This window comes from Caballeronia catudaia (genome assembly GCF_001544755.2).
GTDB lineage: Bacteria > Pseudomonadota > Gammaproteobacteria > Burkholderiales > Burkholderiaceae > Caballeronia > Caballeronia catudaia.
In genome coordinates this window covers 1-17,964 of the sequence record NZ_FCOF02000073.1, presented here as the reverse complement: position 1 = coordinate 17,964, position 17,964 = coordinate 1, and the positions used below count along the sequence as shown (strand labels likewise).

The following is a 17,964-nucleotide window of genomic DNA, read 5'->3' as shown; positions in this document are numbered from 1 at the left end:
CTCATCCCTCATCAAGGCGATGATCGTATAACGCTCAAGCCGAGAATCGGTTGTCATGGATTTAGTAAAACTCAATAGGTGGCCGCGACGATCAGGCCGAGATGCTTGGTCGCAATGTCGACGCTACACGGGCAAGAGAACGCCTCCCTCCGCCTGTTTCAGCGAACCGAAGAACGGCGCATCGAAAAAGCCCACACACGCGTGAGCCGCTGCAGACGCCGCCTTGCGCTTGGGAATTCGAGGTTTTTCGCTAGGTAGACAGCAAGTGTTTGATTTTGCGCCCGATTAAAGTGGGGCCCGCCGCAAGGCGAAGCCTTATCAAGGCTAGAGCGTCCCGACCGGAACAATCACGGAAATCAAAGTCACCCGGAGAATCTCGGCATCCCCAAGGAAGCGTGTCGGAAACGCATCGCGGTGCACTGGGAGGCCAACCGGTTGCACCGTTGCACCAACCGAGATCGTTGACATTGTCAGTACGGCGCTCGGGTTCGCGGCAGAAGGCCTTGCTGTGGCGCCGGCGCGCGCAAAGATGGGGAGGTCTTGATAGGAGTTCTAGCGCCGTTCGCACAGACGGTCCCAGGCATCATGCTCCGCTCTCCTTAACGGCGGCTTCGGGAGTAGATGAGCCGTTTGAATGGCAGCTCGCCGCTGCGGATGAGAGACCGCTTGTGGCCGAAAGGGTCCATTAGGCGACGACAAGTTCGACATCCCCGCCTCGATCGACCGAAGCGGGCATACGTGTCGGCACAGCAGGTGAATCGAGGTTGTTAGCGAGTTGCGCCGACCTCTGGAACGACGTGACATGGCCTCTTACCTACGTTCCGTCACCAGCGTCCAACCGCGTTGAACGCATTCATCTAGCCGTCTTCATGATGGACTCGCTCGGCAAAATTCGGCAGAAACGAATGGCCTCAGCCTTTTAGTCGAACCCATAGAGCTTCGTCGGGTTGTCAACGAAGATCATCTGCTGCCAGTCCGACCGGCCGATCCAGCCTGCGATCGTGTCGAGCAGACTTGCATCGTCCGGTTTGGCGCCCTTCTCCGTCGGATGAGGCCAGTCGGTGCCCCATAGCATCCGCTCGGGCGCCATGTCGATCAGCGTCTTCGCGACGGGCGCGACATCTTCGTAAGCAGGCGCGCCGGTCTTCGAATCGACGTAGGGCCCCGACAAGGTAATGAACGTATTGCCCTTGTCGACGAGGCGCTTCGCCGTGCGCAACGCCTCCGACGCAATGCCGCCCGGCTCGGGAACATGCGCGATATGATCAATGACGAGCGGACAAGGAAGTGCCGAAAGCCTGCCTTCCAGCTCGGGAAGCCGGACGCCCTGCACGACGAGTTCTATATGCCACTTCATGGCCGCGATTCGCGCCGCGAGCGGCGCCAGCATATCCACCGTCGTTGCGCCGGGATAGCTGAGATTGAACCGTATCGCGCGAACGCCGCTCGTGTGAAGCGTGTGCAAGTCGCTATCGCTGACCGACGTATCGACGACCGCCACGCCGCGCGCGTTGCTGCCGAAGCGCTTTAACGCATCGAGCGTGCAGCGATTGTCGGTTCCATACGTCGACGGCGTCACCACGACGTTTCGATCGACGCCGAGACGTGCCTGCAGCAGCCGGTACTGCTCCACCGTGGCATTCGGCGGCCGCAGCGTCGTGCCGGAAGCAACGGGAAAGCGGTCGTCGTAGATATGCATATGGCAATCGATGGTTCCGGCCGGCAGCCGAAACGAAGGCCGCTCCGACCCGCTCGACCATGCTTCGGTCGTCTGCGCATACGCGGGCAACGCCGACGCCGCCATCAGCGCCCCCCCATTCTGATGAAATCGCGTCTGGTCGCTTTCGGCATGGTCAGACGGTCTCCGTCTTGCGAGCCAGGTGTTTCGTCTGTCCGTTGCGCGTCAGCATGAGAAGCGTGGCCACGCTGACGAGCGTAAGGATGGCGAGCGGCATCAGCGCCAGCGCGTAACTGCCCGTCGCTTCCTTGACCCATCCGTACACATTGACCATCAGTCCGCCGCCGAGAAGGTTCGCGATTGCGTTGATGGTCGCGAGGCCCGCCGCCACCGCGCTGTTCGACAACATGTCGGTCGCGAGCGCCCAGAAAGGCCCCTTGAAGGAATACGCGCCGACGAGCACGGCGCACAGCATGAAAATCGTCGGTACGAGCGAGCCGCTCAGCGACGTCGCGAACAGCCCGCCGCCGATCAGAAGCATCGGCACGACGGTGTGCCAGCGACGTTCTCCCGATCGGTCGGAACGGCGGCCCCAATAGACCATCAGGACCGATGCCACCGCGTAGGGAATCGAATTGATCAGGCCCGTTTGCATGACCGACAGACCGAACGATTTCAGCAGTTGAGGCTGCCACACCGACAACGTGCTGCCGGCAGCCGACGCGCAGGTATCCACGAGCGCCAGGCACAGCACATAGCGATTGCGGAAGAGCTTCGTCAGCGGCATGTCGAGCACCTTCTTGGGCGCCTTCGTCTCGTTGGCGACTGCATCGACGAGCCACTTACGTTCATCGTCCTTGAGCCATTTCGCATCCGCGGGCTTGTTCGTCAGGACGAACAGACAGACGACGCCGAGCAGCACCGTGGGAATGCCCTCCAGGATGAACAGCCAGTGCCAGCCGCGCAGGCCCCAGAACCCGTCCATCTGCAACAGCGCCGCGGAAATGGGCGAGCCGATGAAGCTCGCGGCCGGAATCGCGACCATGAACGTGGCGACAATGCGCGCCCGATACGAAGCGGGAATCCAGTACGACAAATACAGCAGGACGCCCGGAAAGAATCCCGCCTCGGCCGCGCCGAGCAGGAAACGCAGGATATAAAACGTGGTCGCATTCTGCACGAGCGCGGTTCCCGCCGACACGATGCCCCACGTGATCATGATGCGGGCGATCCAGATCCGCGCGCCGTACTTTTGCAGCGCCATATTGCTCGGCACTTCGCAGAAGAAGTACGAGATGAAAAAGAGGCTGCTGCCGAAGCCGAAGACTCTTGCCGACATGCCGAGGTCGTGATTCATCTGCAACGACGCCATGCCCACGTTGCCGCGGTCGATGAACGCCAGCAGATAGCAGATCATCAGGAAGGGAACCAGCCGCCATACGACCTTCCGTATGGTGCGGCGCTCAATGTCGGATTTCGCCATGACACCAGTAGCTTGCATGTTTGTCTCCAGTCTATTTTGCGCCTTGGCGCTATTCCTTGAATCGTTGCCATGCGACGATGCAGACGACGCCCACCGCCAGCACGACCGCCATCGCCGCGAAGGTGTGACGCACGCCCAGCGCCTCCGATACCGTCCCGACGAGCAGATAGCCGAATGGCATCGTCCCGTTGTAGGCCATGCCATACATGCCCACGAGTCCGCCACGCACGTGTTCCGGGCACTGCCGCTGGATCGTTGCGTTGGTCGAGGTCGCGGCGAACGTGAGGCTGAAGCCCAGCATGAAAAACGCCGGCATGGACGCGGCGGCGGCATCGGTGATCGCGAGGACCATCAACGCGGCAATGGCCGACCAGGGCGCCCATGCGATGAATCGAGCCGATGCGCGCGGACCGAGCGCCGACGACAACAGCACCGCCGAACTCAGCGAGCCGGCGCCCGCGCATGCGAAGAACACGCCGGTGAAGCGCGCGGCGTCGTGGAACGCCTTGTCGGCAAGCAGCGGAACCAGCGTCTGATAGCTGGCCGCAAACAAGCCGATGCACGCGAGAATCGGCAGATATCGCGCCGAGAATGCGTCCGACAGGACGTATCCGACAGCGTCGCGCAGGCTGCTGTCCGCGCGTGATGGTCTGGCCGCACCGGACAGGCGAATCGAGCGCACGCAGGCCGCCATGAAGCACAGCGCCAGTGCATAGATCGCGAACGATGCTCCCGGTCCGAGCGTCGGATAGACGAAGCCCGCGATCGTCGGGCCGACCATCCGTCCGACGTTGTAGACCATCGTGTTCATCGCCACCGCGTTTGACGTGAGGCTCGCGTCGCGAAGGCTCGTGAGAAGCAGTACCTGGCGCGCCGGAACCTCAACGGCGCTCGACACGCCGATTGCGAGCGCATGCGCAAGAATCAACTTGACGCCCAGAACGCCGAGCGCCGACAAAGTGATCAGGCTACCGGTCAGGACGAGCGAGACCGTCAGCATGAAAAGCGTGACGCGCCTGGCGTTCCCCGAGCGAATGCGCGAACCTGCAATCGGCGCCACGACCAGTTGCGGCCCGTACAGAAGAAAGTTCAGCAGCGCGAGAATCGCCGCGGAACCCGACAGGTGATACACGAGCAGATTCAAGGTCACGTTCTGGGTCCAGCTGCCCAGCACGGAAGCAACCTGCCCGCCGAGATAGCGCCGCAGCGCCGGCTCGGTCAGCGCCGGAAACAGCCGGCTGACGATGCCCGATGAGCGCGTGGCCGTGTTCATGAAAGCGCCTTGCCTCGCGTCTCCGGCGCGAAGAACACGACGATGGCCGCGGCGATGAACGCCACGATGGTCGTCGAAAGCCCGAGGACGAAGCCGCCCGATGTCGACGCCAGCGTGCCGATCACCAGTGGCGCGATGAACCCGCCGAGCCGTCCGCCGTTATAAGCGAGTCCCATGAAGAACCCTCTCGACGCGGTATTGCCGATGATCTCCGCGAGAAACGGCCCGGCGCCCGCGAAGATGCCGTTCACGCTGAAGCCGGTGAAGAAGATCGCCACCATCAACACCAGCGCGCTCGACGACATGATGTAGCCGAACACGGCGGCCGCGCCGACGAGGAGATACGCCATGAACATAGGCCGGCGGCCGAGCCGGTCGACGAAGGTCGAGAACAGCAGGAAGCCGGCGATCGCCCCGAACTGCAGCGAGAGAACGAACTTGAGGCTATGCACGAAGTCGAGGTGCTTCACCGCGACGAGAAACGTGGGCGTCCAGGTGAACACTCCCCAGTAGAGGTACTGCAGGAAGAAGATGAACGTGAACGCAGTCACGAGGCCGCGGACGTTGAGCTTCTCGTCGCTCGCTGCTTTCCGTGTCGCCGGCTGTGCGTTCGCGCGTCGGCGTTCGAGCCAGATCGGAGATTCGGGCGTCTTGCGTGCGACGAAGAACAGGATGAAAAACGGAAGCGCGCCAATCAGGAAGAGCACACGCCATCCATTGCCGCCGAGCCCGTCGTTGACGCTGGTGACGATGCCCGAAATCGTGATTGCGAGGATGGCGCCGACCGGCAGGCCCATCTGCATCAGCGCCCCACCCTTGCCCCGACGGCTCGCGTGCCAGGTTTCGGCGATCAGCGCCGCCCCGGCGGTCCACGTCCCGCCCATGCCCAACGCGCCGAAGAAACGTATCGTCGCGAACCAATGCTCGTTCGGGGCGAACGCCAGCAACCCTGAAAACAAGGAGTAGATGCCGATGCACAGCATCGCCGTGCGCACGCGTCCCAGCCGGTCCGATACATAACCGAAGAGAATCCCGCCGATGATCTGACCCGCCGCCGTGATACTCGTGAACAGCCCGAGTTGCGCTTTCGACAGACCGAACTGGAGCGCCAGCGTCGGCAGAAGAAGTGAGAGCAGAAACGAGTCGTAGCTCTCGAACGTCCATCCGAGTCCGGCGAGCGACAGTGATCGCCATTCGACGCGGGTGATGTCCTTGTAGCGCTTTCCCTCGACCTTGCTGTCGCGCGGGATCGGCGCCACGCTCGCGCTTGTCTTCATCGTTCGTCTCCGTGTAGCTGCAGGCGATAAGTCGCCGCGGCGGTTTTGCTGAACAGAGCGGTCTTCTCGTCGGCGGACATGGAACCCGCCAGTCTCTTGAAGGCGTTCCACAAGACGACGTAGCTGAACATGCCCTTATCGACGGGAAAGTTGCTCTCGAACATGCAGCGCTCGACGCCGAACAGCTCGACGCATGTTTCGAAATACGGCCGCCAGGCGGCGGCAAGCTCTTCGGACGATGGCGGCACATCGCGGCGCGCGAAATCGAATCCGAAGACACTCATGCCTGCGCCGCCGAGCTTGATACGTGTGTTCGGCAGACTCGCCAGACGTGCGAGGCCGCGTTTCCAGTCTGCGAAGACCTGCGCGCGTTCGCCTTCATGAGGTCCGACGCCGACCGGTCCGCCGAAGTGGTCGATGACGACCGTCACATCCGGTACCACGCACGCCAGCTCGTACAGTTCGCTCAACTGCGTGTGGTACACCCACGCGTCGAGCGACAGACCGAAGCGAGCCAGCGCTTTCACGCCGTTCCGGAATCCCGGATCGCGCATGAGGTCACGCGGCGGCGTGACGGGGCTGGACCTCACTTCGGGACTCGCGTGCCATGCCAATGGATTGCGCACGCCCCGAAGCCTGCCGCCCGATACGTCGATCATCGTTTCGAGCACGGCTTCGAGCGCGTCGCCGAGCGTGAGATCCGCGCCACTCACCATGCCTTCGCAACTCCGCGTCCGCCCGTATCCCCCGCTTGCGAACATGGCCGCCACGCCGGTCGCGAACTCGACTTCGCCGACAGGCTTCATCGAGTCGGGACCGTCCGCGCGCAGCATCGAGCGGCACTGCACGTAGACCGTCGAAACGACTCGATGACCGCTTTGCAAGTCCTTCGCGAACTCGTCGGTCAGATAGCGTCCTGTCTGACGGTCCCAGAGATGGTGATGTGCATCGACGATGGGAAGCTCCGGCTCGAGGATCGGCTCCTCGCGCAAGGCGAGCCAGTCTTCGCGGACGGGCACATGAGGGGCGTGGACGATCTGCACGTCAGAACTTCTGGCGAAGACCGATCGTGACGCCGGTCTGGTTGTGGCCCGCCGCGACCGTGCCGTAGCCGTTCACGCCCAGCGCTGAGTTGTCCTTGTTGTGCGCGTACGCGACGGTCGCGTACACGTCCGTGCGCTTCGACAGGAAGTAGTCGGCGTTGAGCACCGCGAGCCACGGGTCCGCGCCTGTCGAATGAACGTCGTGGTAATAGCCGACCGCGGTCAGCTGGAACGACGGCGTGATCAGGTATTGCGCACCAAGCCAGTAGAGGTTCGCGGCATTGGCTTCCGAACCGTTGGCGACCGCGATGGGATTCGTGGGCAGGAATGCATTCGACGCGCGCAGATAGCGGTAGCCGGCATAAGCCGTCACGGGACCGAAGTTGTAGTTCGCGGCGGCCAGCGCCCGGCGCTCCGTGCTCGTGTTGGTGGCGAGCGTGTTGCTGTTGCGTTGCTCATAGACGGCGGTCGCGGCGAACGGGCCGCTTGCATACGTCAGGGCGCCGCTGAAGAACCGTCCGGTGATGAGCGCGCCGGGGACTTCGGCGCCGTATCCCGTGTCATAGCGCGTGCTGTACATCGCCTGGGCCGTCACCGGGCCGAATTTCCCCGTGTACTTGGCGGAATTGTCGATGCGCGCGGCCAGCGCATAGTCGAGCGACAGCGCGGAGTATCGGGAAGCGACGCCCATCGGGTCGAACGTCACCGACTGTTCGTAGATGAGCGCGTTCTGGCGGCCCAGCGTGAGCTGCTGGCCCTTGTACGACAGTCCGACCCAGGCCTGACGTCCGAACAGCCGGCTCGTCGTGGTCGCATTCGCCCCCAGGCCGCGCGTCGACTGCGCCGTGGTGCCGTCGTTGATATTGAAGCCGCTTTCGAGCTGGAAGATGGCCTTCATGCCGCCGCCCAGATCCTCTACGCCCTTCAGGCCCCAGCGCGAACCCGACAGATTGCCCGACACTTCCCGGACCTGCGAACCACCGGCACTCGTGTTGTTGATGAATTCGACGCCGGCGTCGGCGATGCCATAGAGCGTCACGCTGCTTTGCGCGTGCGCCATGTTCGATGTGAACGCCAGGCTTGCCGCTGCGACGGTGCTAAGCGTGATGGCGGCGTTCAGGTTGGCTTTCTTATGAGCCTTCGTCAAAGACATATCGTCTCCATTTGTTGATGAATTTTGTTTTGGTCGGGCGTGCCGTGTCTTACGTCGCCGAGCGCGATTCGCCGGCATTGGCGCCGGGATCGCCGAGCCACGCGATGGTCGCCGCGCCGACGAGCATCACCGCCGCGACGGCGAAGAGCGGCACCGTGAAGCCACCCGACATCTGCTTGAGCGCGCCGATCATCGACGGTCCGACAAAGCCGCCGAGGTTGCCGACGGACACGATCAGCGCGAGTCCGCCCGCTGCCGCGCGGCCCGTGAGAAAGCCCGAGGGAATCGCCCAGTAAGTGGCCTGAAACGACAGGATTCCGCTCACCGTGAAGCAGAGGCAAAGCAGCTTGAGAACGGCGCCGTCGACGTATGTGCTCAGGCACAGCGCCGCCGTTGCAACCACCAGCGCGCCCGCGACGTAGGGAATCCGGTTGGCCGCGCGGGCAGCGATTTTTGCCCACAGCAGCATGACCACGGCGCCGGCGACGTAGGGAATCGCGGTCAGCCAGCCGACGACGGCATGCTCGACACCGAGCTGCTTGATGATCTGCGGCATCCAGAGGCCGACGCCGATGGACCCGACGATGCCGCAGAAGTTGATGAACGCAAGCACGAACACGCGCCAGTTGGTCATCGCGTCGCGCAGCGTGTTGCCGTGCTTCGCGCCGATGTCGCGTTGCTCGGCCGACAGCCTTCGGGCAAGCGCGGCTTTTTCGTCGTCGGAGAGCCACTTGGCTTTTTCCGGCCGGTCCGCCAGCACGAACAGACACGCGATGCCGAGCAGCACGGCGGGCAAGCCTTCGATGAGCAGCAGCCATTGCCAGCTACGCAGCCCATGCATGCCGCCCAGTTGCAGCAACGCGCCGGAGATGGGCGAGCCGATGATGTTCGCCACCGGAATGCCGACGAGGAACGCCGCCGTCACCTTCGCGCGCCACTTTCCCGGAAACCAGTGCGTGAAATACAGATAGATGCCCGGTGTGAAGCCCGCCTCGGCCAGCCCCAGCAGGAAACGCGCTGCCGCGAAGCTCTTCGGGCCGACGACGAACGCCGTCGCCATCGAGAGGACTCCCCAGGAAATCATGATGCGTGCGATCCACATGCGCGCACCGACCTTCTGCATGATGAGATTGCTGGGAATCTCGAACAGGAAATAGCCGATGAAGAACGTGCCCGCGCCGAAGCCGAACTGCTCGGCGGTCAGGCCGAGATCTTTATTCATCGTGAGCGCCGCGAACCCGACGTTCGTCCGGTCGAGATAGCTGATGACGTAGCACGCGAAGATGAACGGCAATATCCGGCGGAAGACTTTCGCCAGCGTGCGCTCGCTTGCGGCGAAGTCATCGCTGCTGATGCTCTGGGCCGCCTTCGTTTCGGACTTCGGCGATGTCTGTGCGCCGTTCACGGATTGCGAAATGTTCATGTGTGCTCCTCCATCGCGCTCTGTGCGGCGCGACGCGTTTCTGTCGTGACTCGGATGAGTCGAGCGCGGGACTAGCCCTGCTTCGCTCGCTTGGGCAGCGGTCCGGCGATCTTCATGTCGGCTCGCAGGATCGCTCCGGATACCGATTCGGTCATGAAGAGCGTCTTCATGTCCGCGCCGCCGTAGCAGAGATTGGTGAGCGAAGCGCCTTCGGGACTCATCAGAATCTCGACCGGCTCGGCGCGATGATTCAGCACCCATACGCGTCCGAGCCCCGGATTCGCGACGAGGATGCGTCCGTCGAGATCGACGGTCAGTCCGTCCGGGCCGCTCGGTCCGTACGACGTGAAGAACTGGCCGACCTTGCTCACCGAGCCATCGGCCTGAAGCGGAACGCGCCACACGCAGTTGCCACGCGTCATGCCGACGAACAGCACCTTTTCATCGGGCGACAGCACCAGACCGTTGGGGCTCGGGCAGTTGCCGAGCAGCACGTCCAGCTTGCCGTCCGGTGAGAGCCGATAAACCCTGCCGGTCGGATCGTGCAGTCCCGTCTGTCCCTGATCGGTGAAGTAGAGATTTCCCGCGGAATCGAAGGTCAGGTCGTTCACGCCCCGGAAGCGTTCCGTGTTGCGCCGCTCCAGATAGGGACGAACCTCGCCGCGCTCGATGTCGAGCAGCATCAGACCGTTGCGATAGTCCGTGATGAGCAGATGGGCATCGTCGAAACGCTTCATCCCGTTCGGCTCACCGTCGTACTGAACGATGAGTTCCCACTCGCCCGCCGTCGATATCCGGAAGATGCGGCCGTGCGGTATGTCGGTCACGAACAGAAAACCCGCCGGATCCCAGACGGGCCCTTCGAGGAAGGAGTCCGTGGACGAGCCGCCCCGGTTCGCGCGCGCCCACTCCGTCTGAACGTCCGGCTGGCGGAATTTCCGCGGCATGCGCGTGAACACTTCGGCGGTCCGAACTTCGGGCGATGTGAGATAGAACATGCTTGACCTCTCTTGCCGGATCAGGCCACGTTGCGCGCGTTTTCCGCGACCACGGCCAGAACATTTGCCGCCGCGCCCTTGCCCATGTTCACGTAGGCCGCATCGCTCACGCCGCCGATGTGCGGCGAAAGGATGACGTTGGGAACCGACTGGAACGGGTGCGTCGTCATCGGCTCGACGACGAAGCTGTCGAGACCGGCCGCGCGCAACTGAGCGCTCGCGAGCGCTTCCGTCAAGGCTTCTTCGTCGATGAGACCGCCGCGAGCCGTATTGACCAGAATCGCTCCGCGCTTGAATCGGCCGAGCGTTTCGCGGTTGAGCATCGCGCGGTTCTCCGCGTTGAGCGGGCAATGCAGCGAAACGATGTCCGACGTGGCATAGAGCGCGTCGAGCGGCACGAGCTTCACGCCCTCGGGCGCGTCCTTCGCGAACGGGTCGAACGCCTGAACCTGCATGCCGAAGGCAAGACCCGCCTTCGCGACGCGACGGCCGATCGCGCCCAGCCCGACGAGTCCGAGCGTGCGTCCTTCGAGTTCGAAGGACTTGTGCGTCGACTTGTCCCAATGACCCGCGCGCATCCGCGCATCGAGTTGAGGAACTGCTTTCGCGCAGGCCAGGATGAGCGCCCACGCGTGTTCCGCGACGGCCGCGGCGTTGGCTCCGGCAGCCGCGCGAACCGCGATGCCGCGTGCGGCGGCGGCTTCCTGATCGATCACGTCGATGCCGCTGCCGTGCTTGGAGATGACTTGCAGTTTCTCCGCCGCATCCATGATTCGGGCATTCACCTTGCCGTATCGAACGATGATGGCAACCGGTTTGTGCTGTTCGCACAACGCGACGACATCGTCTTCGGTCGGCTGCTTGCCGGCGAACACGACTTCGAAATCGTTCAGCATCTCGAGCGCTTGCGGTGCGAGGTCCGCCGCCGTCACCACCAGTGCGGGCTTTGCAGAATCCGCGGTCATTACAACACCTCGCCTTCCGCGAGCATGCCCGCCGCGCGAAGCTCCTTCTCGAGCCAGCCCGCGCGCGTGTCGCCCTTGCGGATCGCCGCGAGTCGGGCGGTTTCGGCGTCGAGCTTCTTTTGCGCGAGTTCGATGATGCGCGCGACGTCGTGCTTAGGAATCACGACGACGCCGTCAGCATCGCCGACGATGAGATCGCCCGGATCGACGCTGGCGCCCGCCACCGAGATCGTCGAGTTGACGCGGCCCGCGACGCTCTTCGTCGGGCCGCAGGGATTGAGGCCGGCGGAGAACACGGGGAATTCGCCTTGCGCGAGTTCGTGCGAGTCGCGCACCGCGGCGTCGATGACGAAGCCCGCGATACCCGTCGCGTGTGCCTGGGTCGCCATGATCTCGCCGATCAGCGCGCAGCTGATGTCGCCTTTTCCGTCGACCACGATCACGTCGCCCGGCTTGGCGATGGCGAGCGCGGCGTGAATGGCCAGGTTATCGCCGGGACGCACTTCGACGGTGATGGCGGGCCCGGCGACCTTCATCGTCGGCGCGACCGGTTTCACGCGGCCGTTGAGCGTGCCGCGACGGCCGGCGACATCGGCAAGGATGGCGGCCTGAAACTTTGCAGCCGCCTCGACGAGCTCGGGGCTCACGCGTTCGACACTGCGATTGATGGAAGAGTTGGACGTTGCGTTCATCTGAATATCACCCTTGGTTGTCGTTGTATCTGGTACAACGGTGGTGTACACGGTGAAACCATCTTAGTCACGGGTGCGAAAAGAGGCCATCAGCGTTAACCCTTTTACTGTGCGAAATGCAGTTGTATAGCGTACAACCATGCTTACTGCGTTTTACTGTGTAAAATGCGCCGACGAGACCAATGACGGGGAGACGAACGTGGGGAACGAAGGTGTGGCGGCGGTCGAAAAGGCGCTTTCGCTGCTCGATTGCTTCAAGCCCGGTGTGGAGTCGCTTTCACTCGCGGCGCTCGCGCAAGCGTCGGGCATGCACAAGACGACCGTGTATCGGCTGATGAACTCGCTCGAACGAATGGGATATGTCGTTCGGTCCGACGCAGGGCTCTACTCGCTCGGTCACCGCGTTCTATATCTTGGAAAGCTGTACGAGCAGTCTTTCCACCTTTCCACGATCGTCGAACCGATTCTGCATTCGCTAGCCGCTTCGACGAGGGAAAGCGCGTCGTACTACGTCATCGACAAGAGGCAGCGTCTTTGCCTTTTCCGGGTTGAACCGTCGGAAGGTCTGAGAGAGACCAGACTCGCGGGAACATCCCTGCCCTTGGACGACACGGCCATCAGTCAGGTATTGAGATACTGGGGATTGGGCGAGCCGCTCTACGAGAACCCGCCTTCCTTGCCGCTCTTCACTTCGGGCGCGCGGGATGAGCATACCGCTGCGTTCGCCACGCCGATCTTCGGCGCTTCCGACAAGTTTATGGCCGCCCTTACGCTCTCCGGACCAGCGTCGAGACTTAATGCCGCCCACAAGACCGGCGAGTTGATCTCGCTGCAACTCGATGCGGCCTTTGACCTGTCGCGCAAGCTCGGGGCTAGCATCGCGTTCTGCGAGCACATGTACGCCACGCGCTGAACGACGGAAATCGGGCACTCTGCCGGCGGTGTATTCACCGATGCGGGCAGAACGCACGCTGCGAGAGCTTTATCAACCGCTGTGACTCTGTTGATGGTCTTGATCAGCTTTTTGCCATTGATTCGGTTTGCCGCTGCCAGGCAATGGTGATGATGCTGAGCCGCCAACCCGAATGAACCCATTGTTCGCCTATCTGCCGTCAGAAATCACCCAACCTAGGATCAGCCGAAGCACACGGAAGCTCACTTCCTGGTTTTAGGGGCTTTTGTGTGAGCGCGGTTCCGAGTTTGTGCATCGCTACGGGTCCGTCTCAGAGTGTGCGATTGCATCGCTTGCACGGTCGAGTTCGTGTGATGGCATGTTGAACCGTCAATCGTCGGGGATCGAAAGTGCCATCTCCTCGCGCTGATCGCAAGATTGCGCTGCCAGCTACATATGCTCTTCGTCCGGCGGCAATTACTTCTGCCGGCGGTTGTAGTTGACGCCAGACAGCTCTTATAGCATCTCGCACTCGACCCTTTCGTATCTCGCTTTGTCTAGCTCAACTTTCATCTAGCTCAACTTTCGCGCCGTGAACGTTGGGCTAGCAGCACTTCCAGCAGGAAGTGCCACGACGCGGTGCCGGACAGGAACCGGCGCCAGTCGTCGAGCCGGAAAGAATGGGTATTCACGAATGCCTCACGCAATCGTGAACGTGGCTTCGCCGCGTGGCGCCGCGCTCATTCGAGCGCCATCGCCATCGCATCGACGGTGCGGCCGTACATCATGCGCGCGACGATGGGCGAAACGGTGTAGCGCAGAACATCGCCGACGAGCGGCACGGCGGCGGGCGCGCTGATCGCAATATCCGCCCGCGCAGTGGGATAGTAGTAGCCCGAGATCAGCGTGAGTCCGCGAATGTCCATGCGCGGTTCGAGCGCCATGGCCGCCGCCACCAGACTGCCGAACGAATGCCCGACGATCACCGCGCGCGGCAGCCCGAGTTTTTCAGGGCGAGCTGAATCGACGCGGCCTGCGCCTGCGGCGTCCAGAAGCGGTCGCGCGGCCGTCTGCTGTGCCCGAAACCGGGACGATCGAATGCGATGACCCGATGCCGCGGCGAAAGCCGATCGAACAGCCTGCTCGCAAAGAAGTCCTGCGCCGTGACGAGATTGCCATGCAACAGCACGACGACGGGACCTTCTCCTTCACCTTCATCGCGATAATGCAGGCGCACGCCATCGACATCGATGAATTGGCCGAAGCGCGGAAAGTCACGCTCGGCGCGCCGCGCGCGCGTGGCGGTCCATGCCGCCATGCCGGCCGATGCCACGGCCGCCCCGCCGACCAGCGCGTGCGGAAGGAATGATCGATTTCGCGGAGCTGACATGCTTTACCTGTGGAGTTTGGTGCGAAGCGCGAGCTTCGATGCGGCCCCCGTGCTCGGCTCCTGATTTCTGACGATTCGATACGTAGCCACGAAGGGCGCAAGGCAACTCGCCTGCAAGCCGCGTTCCCGGCGCGCAGCCAATCTCGCATCGACGGGCGGTTCAGTCCTCCTCGAAAAGATGCCGGTACTGGCGCGGCTGCGAACGCAAATACTGCTTCGGCGCGCGCACCTGCGCGCCCAGCTCGGCCGCCGCGTGCCACGGCCAGCGCGGATCGTAGAGGGCGGCGCGCGCGAGCGCGATCATGTCGGCGTCTCCCGTTGCGACGATGGCTTCCGCCTGCTCGATGCCGGTGATCAGCCCCACGGCGATGACCGGCATGCCGACCGCCTGCTTGACCGCGCGCGCAAGCGGCACCTGATAGCTTGGGCCGACCGGAATGCTCTGCGATGGATGAAGCCCGCCGCTCGATACGTGAATCGCATCGCAGCCGCGCGCTTGGAGCGCCTTCGCGAACGCGATGGTCTGCTCGATATCCCATCCGCCGTCCACCCAATCGGTGCCGGACACGCGGATCGTGACGGGCCGCTCGGCGGGGAACGCGCCGCGCACGGCATCGAACACTTCCAGCGGGAAACGCATGCGGTTTTCGAGCGAGCCGCCGTATTCATCGTCGCGCCGGTTCGACAAGGACGACAAGAACTGATGCAACAGATAACCGTGCGCCGCATGAATCTGGATCAGATCGATGCCGAGACGCGCCGCGCGTTGCGCCGATGCCGCGAACGCCTCGCGTATGCGCTGAAGTTCTGCCTTGTCCAGCGCGACGGGCGCCACTTCGCCGTCCTCGAAGGCGATGTTCGAAGGCGCGAAGGTCTGCCAGCCATGCGGATGATCCGGCGCGATCTGCGCGCCGCCTTCCCACGGAACGTTCGTCGAGGCCTTGCGGCCCGCGTGACTCAGCTGGATCGCGACCGGCATCTCGGACCATCGGCGGATGCCTTTGAGCGTGCGTGCGAGCGCGGCTTCCGTCTCGTCGTTCCACAGGCCGACATCCGCATACGTGATGCGCCCCTCGGGCAGCACGGCCGTCGCTTCGATGGTCAGCAGCGCCGCGCCCGACAGCGCGAGCTGGCCGAGATGGATTAGATGCCAGTCGTTCATGCAGCCGTCTTCGGCGGAGTACTGGCACATCGGCGCAATGACGATGCGGTTGGCGAGCGTCAGGTTCCGAACGCGCGCAGGCGTGAAGAGTGCGGGCTGTGACATGGTCATGGCTCCTTGGCGGTGATGATGGCGTCGCGACGGCGGCGAGCGATGTCGCGACCGGCAGCAATGGCCGTTCCGGGAAGTGCGCGTGCGCGCTGCGCTGGCCGGCTCATAGCAGTCGCGAGGGTTCTGTCGCAGTAAGGAAATCAGGAAAAGTCCTGGTGGGACGAATAGGAATGCTTATTTCACAAGATCGTAGACTGCTCGGGGACTGAACGATGCGTCCATCGTCACTCTTCATCTGCCCTTTCGATATCATGTGCATGAGTTCGATGCCGGGCGGTTTCAAACCGAAGTGCAACGGGGTGTTAATGTTTAGCGCTTTGAGATTGGCTCGCTGAGGCAAGTGTCGCAGCGAAGACCTCGAATGACGAATGGAACGCGTGGGGCGGGATCCAGTTCGTCGAAATCGCTCACCATCTTGTCGGCGACTTCATTTTGCGGCGCCGGACCCTTCGTATTCCCGCAATCACCTGTTGCATGAAAAACCAACTGCCCATTGTTCGCGATCTGCTGTAGGACGCGTTGATCGTTATTGACCACCTCCGCGAGACTGAGACGCGGTTCGACGCCGCCTCGAGGCGCGGGGAAAGGCAGCGCCTTGAGCTTGTGTTCCCGATTGAGTTCGTCGATGCGCTTATAAGCGGCGGCATCGGATCCATGCCGAACGACGAAGGTTTGCGGGTCGGGTGTCGGCTGCGGCTGAGAAAAAACAGGCCCGTCGAGTTCCCGTTCACTGCCGTACTTGCCTGCAGCGGCCTTGCGTTTGGCTGGCATCTTGGACCTCACGCCGATGCTGAGAAGCGGCAGGTTATCACATCGCCGATGAAAAGCGTATCCGTCTGTTTAGGCTGCGAAACTCTACCCTAAGCCGTCTTACGCGATTGAACGACGGACCATCTATGACAGACAAAAAATGGCCGTTATTTCCGGAACGGCGCTTGATTCATTAACTGCCGTGCTTCCCTAAGCATTCCTCGAGTAACCATCTGGCAGGTGTCAGACGTCAGCCTCGCTGCCAAGCTCGCCCTTCTCAGACATTTGTTAGTCGCCAACGGCCGCGTGGACGACCGCCCCCCTGCGGGCGCGTGCCGCGACAGGCAATCGTAAAGCCACTGCCTCGCAATGTTCATGGAGTCCTCCTAAGGTCTTACCGTCGTAACCAACCGAAAGGAGACGGGAGATGGGACTGTTCCGACTGTCACAACGATGCAATATGGTCCACTTACGAGCTTCGCTCGCCACCTGCGCGGGAGCGGCCGCTATCGCGCTGGCAACCATGCCCCCGGGCGTTGCAGTGGCTGGCAACGAGCACAGCTCCGAGACCCGTACGCCGATCAAACACGTGATCGTCATTGTCGGCGAAAACCGCACGTTCGATCACGTGTTCGGCACCTACCGGCCACCTCATGGGCAGTCGGTGTGGAATCTGTTGTCGCAGGGCATCGTCAATGCGGATGGCTCACCGGGTCCAAATTTCAAGAGAGCGCAGCAATACGAGGCGCAGCTCGTCGGGCCGGCGCAATTCGCGCTCGCCCCGCCCCACAAGACACCGTATGGGACGCTGCCTTCGCCAAACACCGGCGGGACGCACGCTGCGGTGAGCGACGCTAATCCACCGCCTTTCGCAACGCATGATGCGGCTGCGCAGGCTGAAGGCGCAGCCCTTGAGGCGTCAGACATCGATCAGTTGTTGACCGGTGCGTCAGGACTACCGACGGGGGTGAAGGATTCGCGGGTGACCAACTACAACGCCCTGCTCAACGGCCCGTATTTGTTGCAACCACCGCTCTACGATGCGTACATGGGCGGTCCGGTGCACCGCTTCTATCAGGCGTGGCAGCAATCGGACTGCAAAGTGACGCATGCGACCCGTGAAAATCCGAGCGGGTGTCTCGGCGATCTTTTCGCGTGGGTCGAGACCAGTATCGGAGCGGGCAGCAATGGCAAGCCGCAGCCGACACCATTCACCGACCAGACCACCGGTGAAGGCTCGAATGCGCTGGGCTTCTACAATGTCAACAATGGTGACATGCCGTACTTTACGCAGCTGGCCCGGCAATACACGATGAGCGACAACTATCATCAACCGGTGATGGGCGGCACGGGCGCGAACAGCATCATGATCGGCGCCGCTGATGCGTACTATTACACCGACGGTGATGGTAACCCCGCCACCCCGCCATCGGATCAGATTGAAAATCCCAACCCACAGTCCGGCACCAACAACTGGTACACGCAGGACGGCTATTCGGGCGGCAGCTACAGCAATTGTTCCGATTCCAAGCAACCAGGAGTGGGTCCGATTCGCCGATACCTCGAATCACTGCCGTACGATCCTAAGCCGAACTGTGCGCCGGCGCATTACTACCTGCTCAACAATTACAACCCAGGCTACAACGGTGATGGCACCGTGCTCGATAGGACAAA

At 62.6% G+C, this 17,964-nt stretch carries 15 protein-coding genes and 1 pseudogene; 2 read left to right on the top strand and 14 right to left on the bottom strand.

Annotated elements, in window-relative coordinates; all coding sequences use genetic code 11:
- Positions 1–919 precede the first annotated feature (919 nt).
- The 10 genes and pseudogenes from AWB75_RS34420 to AWB75_RS34375 form a co-directional block, all read right to left on the bottom strand.
- Positions 920–1,851: pseudogene (locus AWB75_RS34420) on the bottom strand (amidohydrolase family protein).
- Between the two features lie 2 nt (positions 1,852–1,853).
- Positions 1,854–3,179 carry an MFS transporter gene (locus AWB75_RS34415; protein ID WP_061128423.1) on the bottom strand — a complete coding sequence of 442 codons (1,326 nt, stop codon included), beginning with the start codon at positions 3,177–3,179 and terminating at the stop codon, positions 1,854–1,856.
- Positions 3,180–3,210: 31 nt separating this feature from the next.
- Positions 3,211–4,434 (bottom strand): MFS transporter, encoded by a 1,224-nt coding sequence (locus AWB75_RS34410; protein ID WP_061128422.1) that lies wholly within the window; start codon positions 4,432–4,434, stop codon positions 3,211–3,213.
- On the bottom strand, positions 4,431–5,711 hold the full coding sequence (locus tag AWB75_RS34405; RefSeq protein WP_061128421.1) for an MFS transporter: 1,281 nt from the start codon (positions 5,709–5,711) through the stop codon (positions 4,431–4,433). Before AWB75_RS34405 ends, AWB75_RS34410 begins: the two co-directional genes overlap by 4 nt.
- Positions 5,708–6,754, bottom strand: coding sequence for an amidohydrolase family protein (locus tag AWB75_RS34400; RefSeq protein WP_061128420.1), 1,047 nt, complete (start codon positions 6,752–6,754; stop codon positions 5,708–5,710). Before AWB75_RS34400 ends, AWB75_RS34405 begins: the two co-directional genes overlap by 4 nt.
- Position 6,755: 1 nt before the next feature.
- Positions 6,756–7,907: a porin gene (locus AWB75_RS34395; RefSeq protein ID WP_087087160.1), complete on the bottom strand. Its 1,152-nt coding sequence runs from the start codon at positions 7,905–7,907 to the stop codon at positions 6,756–6,758.
- Between the two features lie 49 nt (positions 7,908–7,956).
- Positions 7,957–9,330 (bottom strand): MFS transporter, encoded by a 1,374-nt coding sequence (locus AWB75_RS34390; RefSeq protein WP_061128419.1) that lies wholly within the window; start codon positions 9,328–9,330, stop codon positions 7,957–7,959.
- A gap of 71 nt (positions 9,331–9,401) precedes the next feature.
- Positions 9,402–10,328, bottom strand: a complete 927-nt coding sequence (locus AWB75_RS34385; protein WP_061128418.1) for an SMP-30/gluconolactonase/LRE family protein — start codon at positions 10,326–10,328, stop codon at positions 9,402–9,404.
- A gap of 20 nt (positions 10,329–10,348) precedes the next feature.
- The gene (locus AWB75_RS34380; RefSeq protein ID WP_061128417.1) at positions 10,349–11,293 is read right to left on the bottom strand and encodes an NAD(P)-dependent oxidoreductase; all 945 of its coding nucleotides are present in this window, start codon (positions 11,291–11,293) and stop codon (positions 10,349–10,351) included.
- A complete protein-coding gene (locus tag AWB75_RS34375; protein ID WP_061128416.1) occupies positions 11,293–11,985 on the bottom strand; it encodes an RraA family protein in 693 nt (230 codons plus the stop codon). Before AWB75_RS34375 ends, AWB75_RS34380 begins: the two co-directional genes overlap by 1 nt.
- A gap of 199 nt (positions 11,986–12,184) precedes the next feature.
- Here AWB75_RS34375 and AWB75_RS34370 point away from each other — a divergent pair, with 199 nt between their 5' ends.
- Positions 12,185–12,898 (top strand): IclR family transcriptional regulator, encoded by a 714-nt coding sequence (locus AWB75_RS34370; protein ID WP_061128426.1) that lies wholly within the window; start codon positions 12,185–12,187, stop codon positions 12,896–12,898.
- A 719-nt stretch (positions 12,899–13,617) separates the two neighbouring features.
- Here AWB75_RS34370 and AWB75_RS39040 read toward each other — a convergent pair.
- The 4 genes from AWB75_RS39040 to AWB75_RS34355 form a co-directional block, all read right to left on the bottom strand.
- Positions 13,618–13,833, bottom strand: coding sequence for a hypothetical protein (locus tag AWB75_RS39040; protein WP_327220407.1), 216 nt, complete (start codon positions 13,831–13,833; stop codon positions 13,618–13,620).
- Between the two features lie 26 nt (positions 13,834–13,859).
- Positions 13,860–14,267, bottom strand: coding sequence for an alpha/beta fold hydrolase (locus tag AWB75_RS39035; RefSeq protein WP_235012393.1), 408 nt, complete (start codon positions 14,265–14,267; stop codon positions 13,860–13,862).
- Positions 14,268–14,427: 160 nt separating this feature from the next.
- Positions 14,428–15,534 carry an NADH:flavin oxidoreductase/NADH oxidase gene (locus AWB75_RS34360; protein WP_061128425.1) on the bottom strand — a complete coding sequence of 369 codons (1,107 nt, stop codon included), beginning with the start codon at positions 15,532–15,534 and terminating at the stop codon, positions 14,428–14,430.
- 315 nt (positions 15,535–15,849) lie between these two features.
- Positions 15,850–16,311: a hypothetical protein gene (locus AWB75_RS34355; RefSeq protein WP_235012392.1), complete on the bottom strand. Its 462-nt coding sequence runs from the start codon at positions 16,309–16,311 to the stop codon at positions 15,850–15,852.
- Between the two features lie 406 nt (positions 16,312–16,717).
- On the opposite strand from AWB75_RS34355, the gene AWB75_RS34350 reads away from it, so the two are divergent.
- Positions 16,718–17,964, top strand: a 1,247-nt coding sequence (locus AWB75_RS34350; protein ID WP_407642201.1) for an alkaline phosphatase family protein, incomplete at its 3' end; no start/stop codon positions are given.

What these genes read in the sequence shown, in the direction of transcription:
- AWB75_RS34415 (WP_061128423.1), bottom strand. Translation starts at nt 3,179, where the DNA reads ATGCAAGCTACTGGTGTCATGGCGAAATCCGACATTGAGCGCCGCACC.
- AWB75_RS34410 (WP_061128422.1), bottom strand. Translation starts at nt 4,434, where the DNA reads ATGAACACGGCCACGCGCTCATCGGGCATCGTCAGCCGGCTGTTTCCG.
- AWB75_RS34405 (WP_061128421.1), bottom strand. Translation starts at nt 5,711, where the DNA reads ATGAAGACAAGCGCGAGCGTGGCGCCGATCCCGCGCGACAGCAAGGTC.
- AWB75_RS34395 (WP_087087160.1), bottom strand. Translation starts at nt 7,907, where the DNA reads ATGTCTTTGACGAAGGCTCATAAGAAAGCCAACCTGAACGCCGCCATC.
- AWB75_RS34390 (WP_061128419.1), bottom strand. Translation starts at nt 9,330, where the DNA reads ATGAACATTTCGCAATCCGTGAACGGCGCACAGACATCGCCGAAGTCC.
- AWB75_RS34385 (WP_061128418.1), bottom strand. Translation starts at nt 10,328, where the DNA reads ATGTTCTATCTCACATCGCCCGAAGTTCGGACCGCCGAAGTGTTCACG.
- AWB75_RS34380 (WP_061128417.1), bottom strand. Translation starts at nt 11,293, where the DNA reads ATGACCGCGGATTCTGCAAAGCCCGCACTGGTGGTGACGGCGGCGGAC.
- AWB75_RS34375 (WP_061128416.1), bottom strand. Translation starts at nt 11,985, where the DNA reads ATGAACGCAACGTCCAACTCTTCCATCAATCGCAGTGTCGAACGCGTG.
- AWB75_RS39035 (WP_235012393.1), bottom strand. Translation starts at nt 14,267, where the DNA reads ATGTCAGCTCCGCGAAATCGATCATTCCTTCCGCACGCGCTGGTCGGC.
- AWB75_RS34360 (WP_061128425.1), bottom strand. Translation starts at nt 15,534, where the DNA reads ATGTCACAGCCCGCACTCTTCACGCCTGCGCGCGTTCGGAACCTGACG.
- AWB75_RS34355 (WP_235012392.1), bottom strand. Translation starts at nt 16,311, where the DNA reads ATGCCAGCCAAACGCAAGGCCGCTGCAGGCAAGTACGGCAGTGAACGG.